The organism is Buchnera aphidicola (Astegopteryx bambusae), from assembly GCF_039365365.1.
GTDB lineage: Bacteria > Pseudomonadota > Gammaproteobacteria > Enterobacterales > Enterobacteriaceae > Buchnera_G > Buchnera_G aphidicola_B.
Genome location: NZ_CP134985.1, coordinates 39,551 through 55,832, shown reverse-complemented (window position 1 = coordinate 55,832; position 16,282 = coordinate 39,551). Strand labels below are relative to the sequence as shown.

Below are 16,282 nucleotides of genomic sequence, written 5' to 3'. Positions count from 1 at the left end.
TGATATAATAAAAATTAAATTTAATTTAATTAAATATTATTAAAAAAATATGAAAATACATGAATTTAATATTATACCAAAATTTAATAAATTAAGTAATGAAATAAATATCAAAAAATGTAAATTTAAAAATAATTTTTGTAAACTTTTAAATAATGAAAATAAAAAAATAAATATATTAAAAAATTTTAACATATATAACAAAAATTTAGAAAATGAAAAAATATTTAAAAAACAATCAATAAGTGATTCAATATTAGATTTAGAAAAATCTTCATTATTTTTAGAAATTGCAATAAAAGTAAAAAATAAAATAATATCTGCATATCAAGAAATTATGAACATGCAAATATAAAAAATAAAAAATTAATATTACATGACAATACATACACAATTACATGTAATATTAATAAAAAAAAATAGAAAAGTTTAAAAAAATTTTTTTATTATAAAAAAAATAAATTTTTTCAAACTAAAAATTACTTTAGCATATCCTATCAAATAAAGTATCTTGCTAATACTAGGGGAAGAACTTTTACCAGTAAAAATTTTTCTCAAAATATAAATAATTTTTTTTAAAGAAAAATTATTTTTATAAGATATTAATTGTATTGTTTTCCAAATCTCTGAAGAAATCCAAATTTTAATATTTTTAAAATTAAAATAAACAACTTTTAAAATTATTAAAAACTTTTTTTTATTACATTTTACCAAAAACAAATTTTTAAAATTTACACATTTTTTATATAAATAACTAGAACAAATAACAATTTCTCTTAACGAAAAACATCTATTTTTAAAAACTTTAAAAACTTTTTTTACATTAGGTCCATTTAGAATGTCTATATTTTCTTTATCAAAATAATATTTTAACAATGAAATTATTTTTTCATTAGTAAAATTATTAATATAATATTTATTTAAATATAAAAGTTTTTTTTTATCAAAAATACTAGAAGACTTACTAACATTTTTAAAAGAAAACAAATTTTTCATTTCATCGATACTAAATATTTCTTTATTACCATGTGACCAACCTAATCTTACTAAATAATTTAGCATAGCTTCAGGTAAAAAACCTTCTTCAAAATATTTAAAAAAATCATTGTTATTATTTTTTTTAGAAAATTTTTTTTTATTTTCATCTAATAAAATAGGCAAATGAGCATATTTTGGTACATTTGCACTTAATGCAGTAAATATATTAACTTGTTTTGGGGTATTACTTATATGATCCTCTCCTCTAATAACATGTGTTATCTTCATGTCTAAATCATCTGCAACAACACAAAAATTATAAGTAGGCATACCATTTCTTCTTTGAATAATAAAATCATCTAATTCACTATTTTTAAATTTTATAATTCCTCTAATTTCATCAAAAAATTTTACATAACCTTTCAAAGGATTCCTAAACCTAACTACAAATGAATTATTAAAAATAAAATTGCTATTTTGTATATTTCTACAAGTTCCATCATATTTAGGCTTTTCATTATTTAAAATTTGATAATTTCTTTTTTCTTCTAAAACTGTTTTGGAACAATAACATTTATACGCAAAACCATTTTTTAACATAAAAAATATAATTTTTTTATATAAATATAATCTTTTACTCTGAAAATATATTTTTTCATCCCAATTTAATCCTAACCATTTCATAACTTTAATTATATTTTTAACTGATCCTTCAACATTTCTTAAAACATCAGTGTCTTCAATTCTTAAAAAAAATTTACCATCATTTTTCTTAGCAAATAACCAAGAAAACAAAGCAGTTCTAATATTTCCAAAATGCAAATTTCCAGTAGGGCTAGGAGCAAATCTAGTTTTAATTTTCATATTTTTTTATATATATTTTTATTTAAACAAAAAATTTTTATAACAAAATTAAAAAAATATTAACAAAAATATTGACTAGTTAATATTAAATATTATACTAAGTAAAATTAGTAATTATTTTTAAAGGTGATTAACTCAGTTGGTAGAGTATCTCCTTTACACGGAGAAAGTCGTCGGTTCGAATCCGACATCACCTATAAAAAAATTGTTTTTGAATTTATTTTTTAATATGGGTTGTTAGCTCAGTTCGGTAGAGCAGTTGACTTTTAATCAATTGGTCGCAGGTTCAAATCCTGCACAGCCCAATATTTCACAAAAAAATAAATTAAAAAACAATTCTTAATATTTTAGATAATTTTTTAACATATTTTACATTATTAGATGAATTAAAAAAACAAAATATATTCTTAGAAATTTTTTTTCCTATATTTTTTATATTACGAAAATCATCGTAATTAGCAGAAATTATTTCTTCAACTGAATTAAAATTATTAGCAATATTTTTAGATGCAGATATACCTATTTCTGGAATTCCCAGCGCATATATAAAATTATAGAAATTTACATTTTTAGAAATATTTAATTCATATGTTATTTTTTTTATACACTTTTTACTAATATTTTTTATATTATATAAAACATTTTCATTTAATTTAAAAACATCTAATGGATTAGATATTATTTTTTTATCAACAAGTTTACTTATAATTGTGGGACCTATTCCTCTTACGTTTAATCCATTTTTAGAAAAAAAATGTAATATATTTTTTTTTATTTGTGAAATACAATGTCTTTTATTTATACAAATATAAATTTTATTATTTTTACTTAAAACTAAATCTTTTTTACAACATGGACAATATTTTGGAAAAAATATTTTTTTATATTTTTTTTTTTTGTGTTTAGAAATTACTTTTACAATTTTAGGTATTACATTACCAGATCTTTTAACTAAAACATAAGAACCTATTTTTATTCCTAATTTTATAATATTATCTACATTATGCAAAGAAACATTTTTTATAACAACACCAGAAAAATTTATAGGATGCAATTTAGCTACAGGTGTCAATATTCCAGTTCTACCAATTTTAAATCTTACATTTAAAATTCTAGTTTCTAAATTTTCTGTATCAAATTTTATTGCTATTGCCCATTTAGGAAATTTATTTGTATATCCAATTTTTTTTTGTAGTTTTATAGAATCTACTTTTATTACTATACCATCTATATCAAAATTAATCTTATCTTTTATTAATAATACTTTTTTAAAAAAATTAAATACTGTAATTTTTTTATTACAAATTAGATTATATTTGTTTATATAAAAACCAAAATTTTTTAGTTTTTTTAACATTTTATAATGACTTGTAAACAAATTATTTGGATATATAAATCCTATACCATAAGCTACAAAAAGTAGTTTTATATTTAATTTAGATTCACTATGTTTTCTTCTTAAAGCTCCAGATACTATATTTCTAGTATTAGAAAAAGATTTTAAAAACTTTTTTAATAACATTTTGTTCAAATTATTAAAATCAGTTTTTAATATAAAAACTTCACCTCGAACTTCTAAAATTTTTGGTATATTGTGTCCTAATAATTTTTTTGGCAAATTACTTATTAAATTTATATTATTAGTTATATCTTCTCCTTCATATCCATTACCCCTAGTTAAACTATGTAACAAAATACCATCTTTATATAATAAATTTAAAGCTACACCATCTATTTTCAATTCACAACAAAATTTAACATTGTCTATATTAGTTTTTTTCTTTACAAAACTGCAAAAATTATTAAAATAATCAATCTTATAAAAACTTTCTAAAGATAACATAGGAAGTATATGATTTTTTAATTTAAACATATTAGAAAAGTTTTCTCCTATAATTTTAGTAGGAGAATAATTATCACTATAATTAGAAAAATTCTTTTCTAAAATTAATAAACTTTCTAATAATTTATCATATTTATAATCTGAAACTAATGAAATATTTAAAACATGGTAAAAGTATTCATATAACTTTATTTTCTTTCTTAAATTTTTAATTATATTATTAATATATTTCATATTATTATAAATTTTATTTTATAAAAATAGTTTTAAAAGTATTATTATATATTATTTAAATAAAATAAATATTTTAAATTTTTAACTATTGTTTAATATATATCATTATCATTTAAACATTTTATATAAATTTTTAAAGATTTATAATTTTATTTAAAATCATGTTATTTTAAAATTAAATATACATTTTTTATTAATAAATTAATATTAAATATTTTAATAATTAATATATAAAAATAAAGAGAAAAATATGTTAACAAAAGAAACAAAAATAAAATTAAAAAATGGATTACATATTAGACCAGCTTCGTTATTTGTTAAAGAAGCTAAAAAATTTATTTCTAAAATTACAATAACACTAAACAAAAAAACCGTGAATGCAAAAAGTCTATTTAAATTACAAACATTAGAACTTGAATACGGTAAAAAAATAACAATAACCGCAATTGGAAAAGATGAAAAAACAGCCATATCTCATTTAATAAAATTTATATCAAATTTAAAATAAAAAATACATAAACAAATTTTTTAAATTTATTAAAAAAATAAATAAAAAAACTATTAATTTTAAAGGAAAATTATGATTTCAGGAATTCCAGTTTCAAAAGGAATAGCATTAGGAAAAGCGCTATTAATAAATTCAGAAGAAAATAAAATTAAAAAAGAAAAAATTTCAAAAACAAAAATAAAATTAGAAACAAAAAGATTCGTAAAAGCTATAAAAAAATCAATAAAACAAATAAAAAAAATTAAAAAAAATGTAAAACTTAAATTAGGAAAAGAAAAATCAGACATTTTTGAAGGTCATATAATGATATTAGAAGATGAAGAATTTTCTAAAGATATAAAAAATTTTATAAAAAAAAAATATTCTGCAGAAACATCTGTAAAAAAAATAATTAAAAAACAAATACAAGAAATGAAAAAAATAAAAAATGATTATTTAAAAAACAGAATTATAGACATAAAAGATATAGAGAAAAGAATAATAAACAATCTTTCAAACACAGAGATTAAAAATTTTAATAAAATAAAAAAAAAAATAATTTTAATATGTAAAGACTTAACTCCATCAGAAACTTCTCAAATAAATACAAAAAATATATTAGGTTTCATTACAGAACTCGGAGGAAAAACATCTCATACATCTATAATAGCTAAATCTTTAGGAATACCAGCAATAGTTGGAGTAAAAAATGCAACAAAAAACATAAAAAATGAAGATTATATAATAATAGATAGCATAAACAACGAAATTTATATAAATCCTAAAAAAAATATAATACTATTAAAAAATAGAATACAAGAAAAATTTTTGAAAAAAAAAGAAAATTTAAAAATATTCAAAAATTTAGACGCTATTACTTTGGATGGAAAAATTATAAAAATAGGTGCAAACATAAATAAAATAGATGAAATTGATATAGCTATAGAAAATGGTGCAAAATCAATAGGTTTGTATAGAACTGAATTTATATATATGGAAAAAAATAGTTTACCTACTGAAGAAGAACAATTTAAAATATATAAAAAAATTGCAAAAAAAATGAAAGAAAAAGAAGTTATAATAAGAACATTAGATATAGGAGGAGATAAAAAATGCAAATGTATCAATTTACCAAAAGAAGAAAATCCATTTTTAGGATATAGAGCAATCAGAATATATCCAAAAAAAATACATATTATAAGAGATCAACTAAAAGCAATATTAAGAGCTTCAAAATTTGGAAACTTAAAAATTATGTTTCCTATGATAATTTCAATAGAAGAAATATATTTTTTAAAAAAAGAATTAGAAAAAATAAAAACAGAACTAAGAAAAAAAAATATCAATTTTAATAATAACATAAAAATAGGAATAATGATAGAAACTCCAGCTGCCGCATTAATATCTAACATATTAATTAAAGAAGTTGATTTTTTTAGCATTGGAAGTAACGATTTAACACAATATACATTAGCTGTAGATAGAGGAAATGATCTAGTCTCTAATTTATATGATCCTATGCATCCTTCTATAATTAAATTAATAAAAATGGTGGTAAAAGAATCTCATAAAAATGGAAAATGGACTGGAATATGCGGAGAGCTTGCAAGTAATCCTGCAGCAATAAAATTCTTATTACAAGTTGGAATAGATGAACTAAGTGTAAGTTCTTCAGAAATACCTAAAATAAAAAAAATAATCAGAAATAGTTATTTTAAAAAAAATATTTTTTAAAATTATTAAAAAATAAAAAATATAAAAATAAATTATTAAAATAAATATTTAGGAGAAACTAATGGGTATTTTTTCTAATATATTTGGAAACAAAACCAATAGTAAAAAAGAAAAAATAGAAATTTTTGCACCACTATCAGGCGAAATAATTCAAATTGAAAAAGTACCAGATGTAGTATTTTCAGACAAAATAGTAGGAGATGGTGTAGCTATACAACCTACTGGAAATAGTATTGTCGCGCCTGTAAATGGTAAAATAATTAAAATATTTAAAACTTTACATGCATTTTCAATAAAATCAGATGAAGGAATAGAACTATTTGTACATTTTGGGATAGATACTATTAAATTAAGAGGAAAAGGATTTGAAAAATTTGCAAATGAAAATCAAAAAGTAAAAGTAGGAGATTTAATAATTACTTTTGACTTACCTATGTTAAAAAAAAATGCAAAATCTATAATTACACCAGTAATAATATCTAATATGGAAAAAATAAAAAAAATAAAAAAAATGTCAGGAAAAATTATTTCAGGAAAAACTGTAATCATGACAATAAAAAAATAAAAAAAACGGCACACAGTGCCGTTTTAAAAAAACAAATAAAATAAAAACATTTTATTTAAATAATGTTTGAAAACAAATAATAAATTTTTATAATTTTATTTAATAAAATATTATAATTTTAATTTAAAATATATTATAAAAAAATAGTTTATAAATTAAAATAAGAATAAAAACATCAAATCAAACTAAAAAATAATAAATATAAAAAAATTAAAAAATTTTTGTATATAAAATTTATTATTATTTTATATTTTCTTATTAAAAATAGAACATTTCCACTTATCTATAGCTGATTTCCTTAATTTATTAATTTCTTTTTGTATTTGAATACCTTTATTAATTTTTTTAGAAACATTTTTAAATGAAATAGATTGTGCAACTTTAAAAACATTTTTTAAATAATTTCCAACAAAAACATTTTTATAAAAATGTTTTTTATAAAAAATATTTAAAAAATTAATATAACAATCTGTTAAAAAAGATAATTTATAAACTATTTCAGAATTTCTCCAAGCATTAATTCTCTTAAACAAAAATATTATTTCTTCAGAAGATTTATAATGTATATCAATTAAAAAATTTATATTTTTAACAAAAACAATAGATAAGTTTTTTATTTTATTTGGAACATTTATTCTAAAAAAAAATTTTTTAACAAAGTTAAAAAAAAATTTTAAAAAAAGTTTTTTTTTTTTATTAGAAACACAATTAACAAAATTTAAACTAAATAATTGGAGAAAAAATGAAATTCGCATATCTATTTTATTAGTATATTTAGAAATATATGCAAGACCTAAAAAAATATTTTGATTCAAAAAATATTGTTTATTAAAATAATACAATTTTTCATTTAAATTAAATAAATAATATATTTCAGGAAAAGCATAAATAATAACATTACATTTAAATAGTACTTTAAAATATATATTTGGATGCTTTGTTTTAAAAGCTTTTTTAGTTTCTTCCCAAATTCTTTCTTTTTCTAAATATTTTATTTCATTTTTTAAAAAACTACTAGACATCAAAAACAAGGTTTCTTTACATATTTTAAAACCTAAATGAAACAATAAAGCAGCAAATCTAGCTACTCTAAATATTCTTAAAGGATCCTCAGAAAAAGAATTAGAAACATGTCTTAATATGCAATTTTTAATGTCTTTTAACCCATCATAAGGATCAAAATAATTACCATATTTATCTTTTGCGATAGCATTTATAGTAATGTCTCTTCTCATAAGATCTTCTTCTAATGTCACATTAGGAGAATAATTAACTTTAAAACCTTTATATCCTAATCCACTTTTTATTTCCTTTCTAGCTAAAGCGTATTCTTCATGAGTACGTGGATGTAGAAAAACTGGAAATTTTTTTCCAACTTGTTTATATTTTTTTTTTATAAAAAATCTTGGATTAGACCCTACAACAACCCAATCTTTGTCTTTTATAGGAAGTCCTAAAAACTTATTTCTTATAGCTCCTCCTACTAAATATATTTTCATAAAATCACTCATGCAAATATAAAAAACTATTTTTTTAAAAATAAAAAAATAATATGTATAAATTGTTAAAGATATAAAAAATATTTTATTTTATAAAATACAATCAAAATTTATTAAAAAAAATATAAAATATATTTTTAACATTTATCAAAATAAATATTTTTTACAATAGATAATTTAGGAGAAAAAAATATTTTAGAACTAGAATAAAAATTGTGCTTGAAATATAACATACCTAAATATGCAACCATGGCTCCATTATCAGTACAAAAATTTTTTTTAGTAAAATAAACAGAACAATTTTTTATTTTTTTAGACATATCAATTATTCTTTTTCTTAAAAAAATATTTGCGCTAACACCACCTGATACAACCAATTTATTTAATTGCATAATTTTCAATGCTTTAAAACATTTTTTTACTAAAACACTAACAATAGAATTTTGCAGTTCTCTAGCTATATTACATTTAACCTGATAATTTTTAATATTACTATTTAATACTACTCTAGTTACATGTGTTTTCAAACCTGAAAAACTAAAATTTAAATCATTACTATTTATCATAGGTCTGGGAAAACTAAACACTCCAGATTTACCATGTTTAGCCAATTTAGACATTTTTTTTCCTCCAGGATATTTTATACCTATCATATTAGATATTTTATCTATTACTTCTCCTGCAGAATCATCTAAACAATTACCTAATATAGTATATTTTCCGAAAGATTTCGCTAAAACAATTTGAGTATGACCCCCAGAAACTAATAAAGATAAAAATGGAAATTTTGGTTTAATAAAATATTTAAAATCTAACATATATGAAAATAAATGAGCTTCCATATGATTAACAAATATAATAGGAATTTTCCATAAATATGACAAAGAATTTGCTACAGTAGCTCCTACTAATAAAGAACCAGGTAAACCTGGACCAACTGTATAAGAAATAGCATTAATTTCTTCTTTTACAATTTTTTTATTTTTTATTAACTTATTCAATAAAAAAAAAATATTTTTAAAATGTAATCTAGATGCAATTTCAGGAACTACTCCTCCATATTTAGAATGTATTTTAGATTGACTTTTAGTACAACAAAAAAGTAACCCAAAATTATCATCATAAACTGCTATACTAGTGTCATCACAAGAAGTTTCTATTCCTAATATTTTCATATTAAAAAATATTTAATTTAAAAAATATAAAATATATATTTTATAGTATATACTTGTAAATATAAATTTACAATAAATTTAAAAATTCTTGTTAAAAACAATGTTAAACTTATGCCAATTATTAAAATTAGAGAAAATGAACCATTCGATATAGCATTAAGAAGATTTAAAAGAGCCTGTGAAAAAGCAGGAATATTATCTGAAATGAGAAGAAGAGAATTTTATGAAAAACCTACAACAATAAAAAAAAGAGCTAAAGCATCAGCTGTAAAAAGATTAAAAAAAAAAATAAGTAGGGAAAATTTAAAAAGAAAAAGAATGTATTAATAAAAATATAAAAATAAAAGCCGTTCTTTAAAAAGATCGGCAAAAAAAAAGAAAAAATAAATAAATAAACAAATAAAATAAAACCAATGTTATATAAAATACCAAAAAGTTTCATAAATGAACTACTCTCAAATACTAATATAGTCGATATTATAAGTTCAAAAATAAAAACAATAAAAAGAGGAAAAAATTATTATTCAATATGTCCATTTCATAATGAAAAAACACCATCATTTTCAATAAGTTTTGAAAAACAATTTTATTATTGTTTTGGATGTCATGTTCATGGAAATGCAATAGACTTTTTAATAAATTATGAAAAAATGAATTTTTTAGAAAGTATTAAAGAATTATCTTCTTTAAATGGAATGAAAATACCAAATAGCAAAATTATAAATAAAAAATATTATAAAAAAAAAAAACTATACAATACACTAAAAAAAATATCATTAATTTACAAAAACAATATATATAAAAAAAAAAATAAAAATGTAACAAAATATCTGAAAACAAGAAAAATAAACAAAAAAAGTATTGAAACATTTTCAATAGGATATTCAAACAATTTAAAAATTATTAAAAATTATTATATAAAAAAAAATAAAAAATTTATAAAAAATTTAATAAAATCAGGAATTTTATATAAAAACACAAATAATACAATATACAATAGATTTGTAGAAAGAATAATGTTTCCAATAAAAAATTTAAAAGGTGAAATAAATGGATTTGGAGGAAGAACAATATTTAATAAAGTTCCGAAATATCTAAATTCACCAGAAACAATAATTTTCAAAAAAAAAGAAAATTTATATGGACTATTTGAAACATATAAAAACAATAGAAAACCAATAAAAAAATTACTAATAGTAGAAGGATATTTCGATGTAATAACACTGTTTCAAAATAAAATAAAATATGCAATATCTATATTAGGAACTTCCATAAATGAAAAAATTATAAAAAAATTATTTAACATAACAAATACTATAATATGTTGTTATGATGGAGATGATGCTGGAAAAAAAGCATCATGGAAAACGTTAAAAATATCTCTTGCATATATAGAAGATAATAAAATATTAAAATTTATATTTTTACCAAAAGGAGAAGATCCGGATAGTATTATCAAAAAAGAAGGACATAAAAAATTTTTGTTAAGAATAAAAAATGCAATTCCAATGTCAAAATTTTTATTTACAAAACTTCTAAAAAATAACAAATTATCAAATCCAGAAGAAAAAACAAAATTTAGTATACAAGTAAAAAATATAATAGAAAAAATACCAGGAAAAATAATTAAATTTTTTTTAAAAAAAAATTTAATAAAAAAATTAGGAATATCAAAAGTTAAAAACATAAAATTACAAAATAAAAAAAAAAAAAAAAAAAAAATATAAAAAACAATATTATAAAAATATTAATAGGATTATTAGTACAAAACCCAAATTTATTTAAAATAATACCTAAAAAAATAGAAAATTTGAGTAATAAAAATATATTAGGAATAAATTTATTTTTAGAAATTAAAAAAATTTGTAAAAAATATAAAAAAATAAAAACATGTCAAATATTAGAATTATATCGAAATTCTAAAAAATATTATATAATAAAAAAAATGTCTTGTTGGCAACATATGATATTAAAAAAAAAAATAAAAAATGTTTTTTTAGATTCAATAAAAATTATTTATAAACAAAATTTAGAAAACAAACAAAATTTTTTAATAAATAAGGAAAAAACAGTTGGATTAAATAAAGAAGAAAAAAAAAAATTATGGAAAATTAATAAATTAATATTTAAAAAATATAAATAAAAATAAAAAGTTTAAAATATTTATAAAATATTAAATAATTTTTCCTATATTAATTAATAATTATTTTTATTATTTTGGAAAAAATATTATGTATAAAAATAAAAAATACAAATTAAATATTCTAATTTCCTATGCAAAAAAAAAAGGACATTTAACTTACGAAGAAATAAAAAATTATTTATCATCATATTTTATAAATTCTAAAAAAATAAAAAATATTATAAAAATAATAAAAAAAATGGGAATAATAATCCTAAAAAAAAAATCAGATATAAAAAATAAAATTTTAAACAAAAAAAATAATAAAGAAAATATTATTGTAGAAGAAAACACACAAGAAAATGTAAATTCTGATCCAGATTTTGGAAAAACAACAGATCCAGTAAGAATGTATATGAGAGAAATGGGTACAATAGAATTACTAGATAGAAAGGGGGAAATAAAAATAGCAAAAAAAATAGAAAATGGAATAAATCAAATCCAATCTACAATAGCTGAACACCCAAAATCTATTAAACATTTTTTAAAACAATATAAAAAAGTAAAATCAAATAAAATAAAACTTTCAGAAATAATAACAGGATTTATAGAAAATAAAAATAAAAAAATTCCATTCTCAATAAATATAATAAATTCAGAATTCACAAAAAAAAATGAAAATAAATATGACAAAAACATAGAAGAAGAATATGAAAGTAATATTATTGATACAAACACAGCAAAAAAAAAATTCAAACAATTAAAAAAACAATATAAAAAAACAATAAAAAAAAAAAATAACAAAAATATAAAAAAATTATCAGAAATATTTAATAAATTTAAATTAACTCAAAAACAATTTAAAAATCTAATAAACAATATAAAAAATATAACAAAAAGAATTTTAATACATGAAAAAATAATAATAAACATATGTAAAAAAAAATGTAAAATACCAAAAAAAATATTAAAAAAATTATTAAAAAATAAAAAAATAAGTTTCAAATATATAAAAAATAATATAAAAATAAATAAAAAATGTATAAAAAAATTAAAAAAATTTAAAAAAGAAATAAACACAATTTTTAAAAAATTAATTCAAGTAGAAAAAGACACTGGATTATCTGTAAAACAAGTAAAAAAAATAAATAAAAAAATATATTTAGGAGAAAAAAAAGCAAAAGAAGCAAAACAAGAAATGGTAGAAGCTAATCTTAGATTAGTAATATCAATAGCAAAAAAATATACTAATAGAGGATTACAATTTTTAGACTTAATACAAGAAGGAAACATAGGATTGATGAAAGCTGTAGATAAATTTGAATATAGAAGAGGTTACAAATTCTCTACATATGCAACATGGTGGATAAGACAAGCTATTACTAGATCTATAGCAGATCAAGCAAGAACAATAAGAATACCAGTACACATGATAGAAACAATAAACAAATTAAATAGAATATCAAGACAGATATTACAAGAAATAGGAAGAGAGCCCACTCCAGAAGAACTATCAGAAAAAATGTTAATACCAGAATACAAAATTAGAAAAGTATTAAAAATAGCAAAAGAACCAATATCTATGGAAACACCAATAGGAGATGATGATGAATCTCATTTAGGAGATTTTATAGAAGATACAAATTTAGAACTTCCTTTAGAATCTGCAACTTCTGAAAGTTTAAAAACTGCAACAAACTTAGTTTTATCTGGATTAACCACTAGAGAAGCAAAAGTTCTAAGAATGAGATTTGGAATAGATATGAACACCGATCATACATTAGAAGAAGTAGGAAAACAATTTGATGTTACTAGAGAACGAATAAGACAAATAGAAGCTAAAGCTTTGAGAAAACTTAGACATCCTAGTAGATCAGAAATATTGAAAAGTTTTTTAGATAATTAAAACGTTTTTATAATAAAATGAAGCTTCCTAATTATAATTTTTATTAATAGGAAGCTTTATTAAAAAAAAGTACAAAATAAATTTTATATTTTTTTTTTAGCTGTTTTAATACTATGTAACACTTGTTTTTTAGAAGTTCCACCAAAAGAATTTTTTCTATTTAAAACATTTTTTATAGAAATATAATCATACAAATCATTTTCAAAAAAATCACTATAAGATTTAAATACAGAAATTTTAATTTGATTTAAATATTTTTTTTTATTAATTGCATATAATACAATTTTTCCTACAATATCATGAGATTCCTTAAAACTAACTCCTTTAGATACCAAATAATCTAATAGATCTGTAGAATTAGCAAAACTATTTTCTACAGACCTTAAACAATTTTTATAATTAACTGAAATGTTTTTGAAAACTAAAGCCATCATATTTATACAATTACTCCAAGTATTTATAGCATCAAATAAACATTCTTTATCTTCTTGCATATCCTTATTATAAGACATAGGTATGCCTTTTAACGTAACTAATATACTAATTAAAGATCCATAAACCCTTCCACATTTTCCTCTTATTAATTCTAAAACATCAGGATTTTTTTTCTGCGGCATTAATGAAGAACCAGAAGTTATACAATCAGAAAGTTCTATAAAATTTGTTTCAGAAGAATTAAAAAAAATTAAATCTTCAGACAATCTAGAAAGATGCATCATTCCTATAGAAGAGGCAGATAAAATTTCTATTACATAATCTCTATCAGATACACTATCTATACTATTTTTTGTAATATCTGAAAAATGAATTTCTTTAGCTAATCTTTTTCTATTTATTTTATATGAAACACCAGAAATAGCACCTGATCCTAAAGGACAAAAATCTATTTCTTGTAATATATGTTTTAATCTAATTTTGTCTCTATGCAACATTTCATAATAGGACAAACACCAATGAGAAAATAGTATAGGTTGAGCTATCTGAAGATGTGTGTATCCTGGCATTACAATATTAATACATTTTTCTGACAAAGTTAATATTTTAATCTGCAAATTTTTTATATATTTTATTAATTTATTTATAACATGTTTACACCACATTTTTAAACTAGTAGTTATTTGTTCATTTCTACTTCTTCCGGTACGTATTTTTTTTCCGATATTACCTATTTTTCGTATTATTTCACTTTCTAACCAAGTATGAATATCTTCACAATTACTTTTCAAAATAATATTCAAATTATTTTTAACATTTTCTTTTATTTCATTTAAACATTTTTCTATAGATTTTTGTTCAAATTTATTAATTACTTTAGAAGACAATAAAAATTTTGACCAAGAAATTAAAGATAATATATCTTGTTCAACTAAAATATAATCAAAATGTAAAGATCTGTTAAAATTTAAGAAAGTATTATCAGATTTTTCTTTAAATCTTCCGCCCCATAAAAACATAATTGTTCCTATATAAAAATTTTTTAATATATTAATAAAATTAATAATTTTAAAAAAAACAAAAAAAAATAAACAAACAATATTATTATTTAATTAATTCAACTTTTTTATAGATCTAATTAAAGATGACATAGTAAATAATTTAATAAATCCATCTGCATAATTATGTTTATAAGAAAAATTACTATTATTGAAAGTAGAAAATTCTTTTGAATATAAAGAATTTTTAGATTTTTTCTTTAAAACTGTTACATTTCCTTTATATAATCTTATAAACACAGTACCAGAAATTAGTTTAGAAAAAAATTTTATATTTTTTTGTAAAACTTTTCTAAATGGAGTAAACCATTTTCCATCATATACTAAATAAGAAAATTCTGAACCTATTACATTTTTCCATCTTAAACAATCTCTGTCTAATATTAACTGATCTAAAGATTGTATTATCTTTGATATAATTGTTCCACCTGGAGTTTCATAACATCCTCTAGATTTTATTCCTATTAATCTGTTTTCTACAAAGTCTACTCTTCCTATACCGTGCAAAGAACCTAATTTATTAAATTTTTTTAAACTTTTTAACAATGAAATTTTTTTATTATTTATACTTTCTACATATCCATTTAACATTTTTACTTTTAAATATTTAGGTTTTTCTACAGCATCTAATGAATCTTTAGTTAAAGACCAAATATTTTTTTTTTCTGAAGAATTCCAAACATTTTCTAATAATCCTCCTTCAGTAGATGTATGAAATATATTTTCATCTTTACTATAAATTTTGTCTTTACTATAATTAGTTTTTATTTTATTTTTTTTTAAATATTTCAACAAATCAATTCTAGATGTAAATTTCCATTCTCTCCAAGGAGATATTATCTTTAAATTTGGAGCTAAAGATGTATATGCACTTTCAAATCTAATTTGATCATTACCTTTTCCAGTAGAACCATGACACAATGCATCAGCATTAATTTTAATAGCTAGTTCAACTTGCTTCTTTGCAATAATAGGTCTAGCTATAGCTGTTCCTAAAAAATAATTATTTTCATAAATAGCATAAGATTGTAATAATGGATATAAATAATATTTTATAAATTCTTTTCTTAGATCTTTTATAAAACATTCACTAGCACCAGATACTATAGCTTTTTTTTCTATATTTTTAAGTTCCTCTTTAGATTGACCCATGTTAGCAACAAAAGCTATTACTTCAGCATTATAATTTTCTTTAATCCACGGTATAATTGCAGAAGTATCTAAACCTCCAGAATATGCAAGAACTACTTTTTTAATATTTTTATTTTTCATATAATAATATCTCTAAATATATAAAATTCTGATGTAAACAAAAAAATTATAAAATTAATTTTTTACTTTTTAAAATATTTATAAAAATATAATTTTATAATTAAAATAAA

The 16,282-nt window shown here is 19.2% G+C and carries 14 protein-coding genes and 2 tRNA genes; 10 read left to right on the top strand and 6 right to left on the bottom strand.

Going from position 1 to position 16,282, the window contains the following annotated elements; translation table 11 throughout:
* The first annotated feature begins 49 nt into the window (after positions 1-49).
* The gene (locus RJD44_RS00275; RefSeq protein WP_343189990.1) at positions 50-355 is read left to right on the top strand and encodes a flagellar hook-basal body complex protein FliE; all 306 of its coding nucleotides are present in this window, start codon (positions 50-52) and stop codon (positions 353-355) included.
* A 74-nt stretch (positions 356-429) separates the two neighbouring features.
* Here the strand turns inward: RJD44_RS00275 and gltX are convergent, their stop codons facing one another.
* The gene (gene gltX, locus RJD44_RS00270) at positions 430-1,842 is read right to left on the bottom strand and encodes a glutamate--tRNA ligase (protein ID WP_343189989.1); all 1,413 of its coding nucleotides are present in this window, start codon (positions 1,840-1,842) and stop codon (positions 430-432) included.
* A 124-nt stretch (positions 1,843-1,966) separates the two neighbouring features.
* On the opposite strand from gltX, the gene RJD44_RS00265 reads away from it, so the two are divergent.
* A tRNA-Val gene (locus tag RJD44_RS00265) sits at positions 1,967-2,039 on the top strand.
* Between the two features lie 34 nt (positions 2,040-2,073).
* Positions 2,074-2,147, top strand: a tRNA-Lys gene (locus RJD44_RS00260).
* A 20-nt stretch (positions 2,148-2,167) separates the two neighbouring features.
* Here the strand turns inward: RJD44_RS00260 and ligA are convergent.
* Positions 2,168-3,919, bottom strand: a complete 1,752-nt coding sequence (gene ligA, locus RJD44_RS00255; RefSeq protein WP_343189988.1) for an NAD-dependent DNA ligase LigA — start codon at positions 3,917-3,919, stop codon at positions 2,168-2,170.
* A gap of 250 nt (positions 3,920-4,169) precedes the next feature.
* Here ligA and RJD44_RS00250 point away from each other — a divergent pair, with 250 nt between their 5' ends.
* The 3 genes from RJD44_RS00250 (at position 4,170) to crr (ending at position 6,705) form a co-directional block, all read left to right on the top strand.
* Entirely contained in the window at positions 4,170-4,427 is a 258-nt protein-coding gene (locus RJD44_RS00250) for an HPr family phosphocarrier protein (protein WP_343189987.1), read from the top strand.
* A 72-nt stretch (positions 4,428-4,499) separates the two neighbouring features.
* On the top strand, positions 4,500-6,140 hold the full coding sequence (ptsP, locus tag RJD44_RS00245) for a phosphoenolpyruvate--protein phosphotransferase (RefSeq protein WP_343189986.1): 1,641 nt from the start codon (positions 4,500-4,502) through the stop codon (positions 6,138-6,140).
* Positions 6,141-6,201: 61 nt separating this feature from the next.
* Positions 6,202-6,705 (top strand): PTS glucose transporter subunit IIA, encoded by a 504-nt coding sequence (crr, locus tag RJD44_RS00240; protein ID WP_343189985.1) that lies wholly within the window; start codon positions 6,202-6,204, stop codon positions 6,703-6,705.
* A 245-nt stretch (positions 6,706-6,950) separates the two neighbouring features.
* On the opposite strand, the gene RJD44_RS00235 is transcribed toward crr, so the two are convergent.
* Both RJD44_RS00235 and tsaD read right to left on the bottom strand, forming a co-directional pair.
* Positions 6,951-8,204 (bottom strand): tRNA CCA-pyrophosphorylase, encoded by a 1,254-nt coding sequence (locus RJD44_RS00235; RefSeq protein ID WP_343189984.1) that lies wholly within the window; start codon positions 8,202-8,204, stop codon positions 6,951-6,953.
* Positions 8,205-8,341: 137 nt separating this feature from the next.
* Positions 8,342-9,379 carry a tRNA (adenosine(37)-N6)-threonylcarbamoyltransferase complex transferase subunit TsaD gene (gene tsaD / locus RJD44_RS00230; RefSeq protein ID WP_343189983.1) on the bottom strand — a complete coding sequence of 346 codons (1,038 nt, stop codon included), beginning with the start codon at positions 9,377-9,379 and terminating at the stop codon, positions 8,342-8,344.
* A 111-nt stretch (positions 9,380-9,490) separates the two neighbouring features.
* On the opposite strand from tsaD, the gene rpsU reads away from it, so the two are divergent.
* From rpsU to rpoD, 4 genes are all read left to right on the top strand, one after another.
* A complete protein-coding gene (rpsU, locus tag RJD44_RS00225; RefSeq protein WP_343189982.1) occupies positions 9,491-9,706 on the top strand; it encodes a 30S ribosomal protein S21 in 216 nt (71 codons plus the stop codon).
* Between the two features lie 86 nt (positions 9,707-9,792).
* Entirely contained in the window at positions 9,793-11,106 is a 1,314-nt protein-coding gene (gene dnaG / locus RJD44_RS00220; protein WP_343189981.1) for a DNA primase, read from the top strand.
* Positions 11,103-11,522, top strand: a complete 420-nt coding sequence (locus tag RJD44_RS00215; RefSeq protein WP_343190128.1) for a hypothetical protein — start codon at positions 11,103-11,105, stop codon at positions 11,520-11,522. The genes dnaG and RJD44_RS00215 overlap by 4 nt, the downstream gene beginning before the upstream one ends.
* 88 nt (positions 11,523-11,610) lie before the next feature.
* On the top strand, positions 11,611-13,407 hold the full coding sequence (gene rpoD, locus RJD44_RS00210) for an RNA polymerase sigma factor RpoD (RefSeq protein WP_343189980.1): 1,797 nt from the start codon (positions 11,611-11,613) through the stop codon (positions 13,405-13,407).
* Positions 13,408-13,490: 83 nt separating this feature from the next.
* Here the strand turns inward: rpoD and argH are convergent, their stop codons facing one another.
* Complete coding sequence (argH, locus tag RJD44_RS00205; RefSeq protein WP_343189979.1) at positions 13,491-14,861, bottom strand: argininosuccinate lyase; 1,371 nt, start codon at positions 14,859-14,861, stop codon at positions 13,491-13,493.
* A gap of 93 nt (positions 14,862-14,954) precedes the next feature.
* Positions 14,955-16,172: an argininosuccinate synthase gene (locus tag RJD44_RS00200; RefSeq protein ID WP_343189978.1), complete on the bottom strand. Its 1,218-nt coding sequence runs from the start codon at positions 16,170-16,172 to the stop codon at positions 14,955-14,957.
* Between the last annotated feature and the right edge of the window lie 110 nt (positions 16,173-16,282).

Excerpts from the sequence above, each read along its gene's own strand:
- RJD44_RS00275 (WP_343189990.1), top strand. The coding sequence starts at position 50 with ATGAAAATACATGAATTTAATATTATACCAAAATTTAATAAATTAAGT.
- gltX (WP_343189989.1), bottom strand. The coding sequence starts at position 1,842 with ATGAAAATTAAAACTAGATTTGCTCCTAGCCCTACTGGAAATTTGCAT.
- ligA (WP_343189988.1), bottom strand. The coding sequence starts at position 3,919 with ATGAAATATATTAATAATATAATTAAAAATTTAAGAAAGAAAATAAAG.
- RJD44_RS00250 (WP_343189987.1), top strand. The coding sequence starts at position 4,170 with ATGTTAACAAAAGAAACAAAAATAAAATTAAAAAATGGATTACATATT.
- ptsP (WP_343189986.1), top strand. The coding sequence starts at position 4,500 with ATGATTTCAGGAATTCCAGTTTCAAAAGGAATAGCATTAGGAAAAGCG.
- crr (WP_343189985.1), top strand. The coding sequence starts at position 6,202 with ATGGGTATTTTTTCTAATATATTTGGAAACAAAACCAATAGTAAAAAA.
- RJD44_RS00235 (WP_343189984.1), bottom strand. The coding sequence starts at position 8,204 with ATGAAAATATATTTAGTAGGAGGAGCTATAAGAAATAAGTTTTTAGGA.
- tsaD (WP_343189983.1), bottom strand. The coding sequence starts at position 9,379 with ATGAAAATATTAGGAATAGAAACTTCTTGTGATGACACTAGTATAGCA.
- rpsU (WP_343189982.1), top strand. The coding sequence starts at position 9,491 with ATGCCAATTATTAAAATTAGAGAAAATGAACCATTCGATATAGCATTA.
- dnaG (WP_343189981.1), top strand. The coding sequence starts at position 9,793 with ATGTTATATAAAATACCAAAAAGTTTCATAAATGAACTACTCTCAAAT.
- rpoD (WP_343189980.1), top strand. The coding sequence starts at position 11,611 with ATGTATAAAAATAAAAAATACAAATTAAATATTCTAATTTCCTATGCA.
- argH (WP_343189979.1), bottom strand. The coding sequence starts at position 14,861 with ATGTTTTTATGGGGCGGAAGATTTAAAGAAAAATCTGATAATACTTTC.
- RJD44_RS00200 (WP_343189978.1), bottom strand. The coding sequence starts at position 16,172 with ATGAAAAATAAAAATATTAAAAAAGTAGTTCTTGCATATTCTGGAGGT.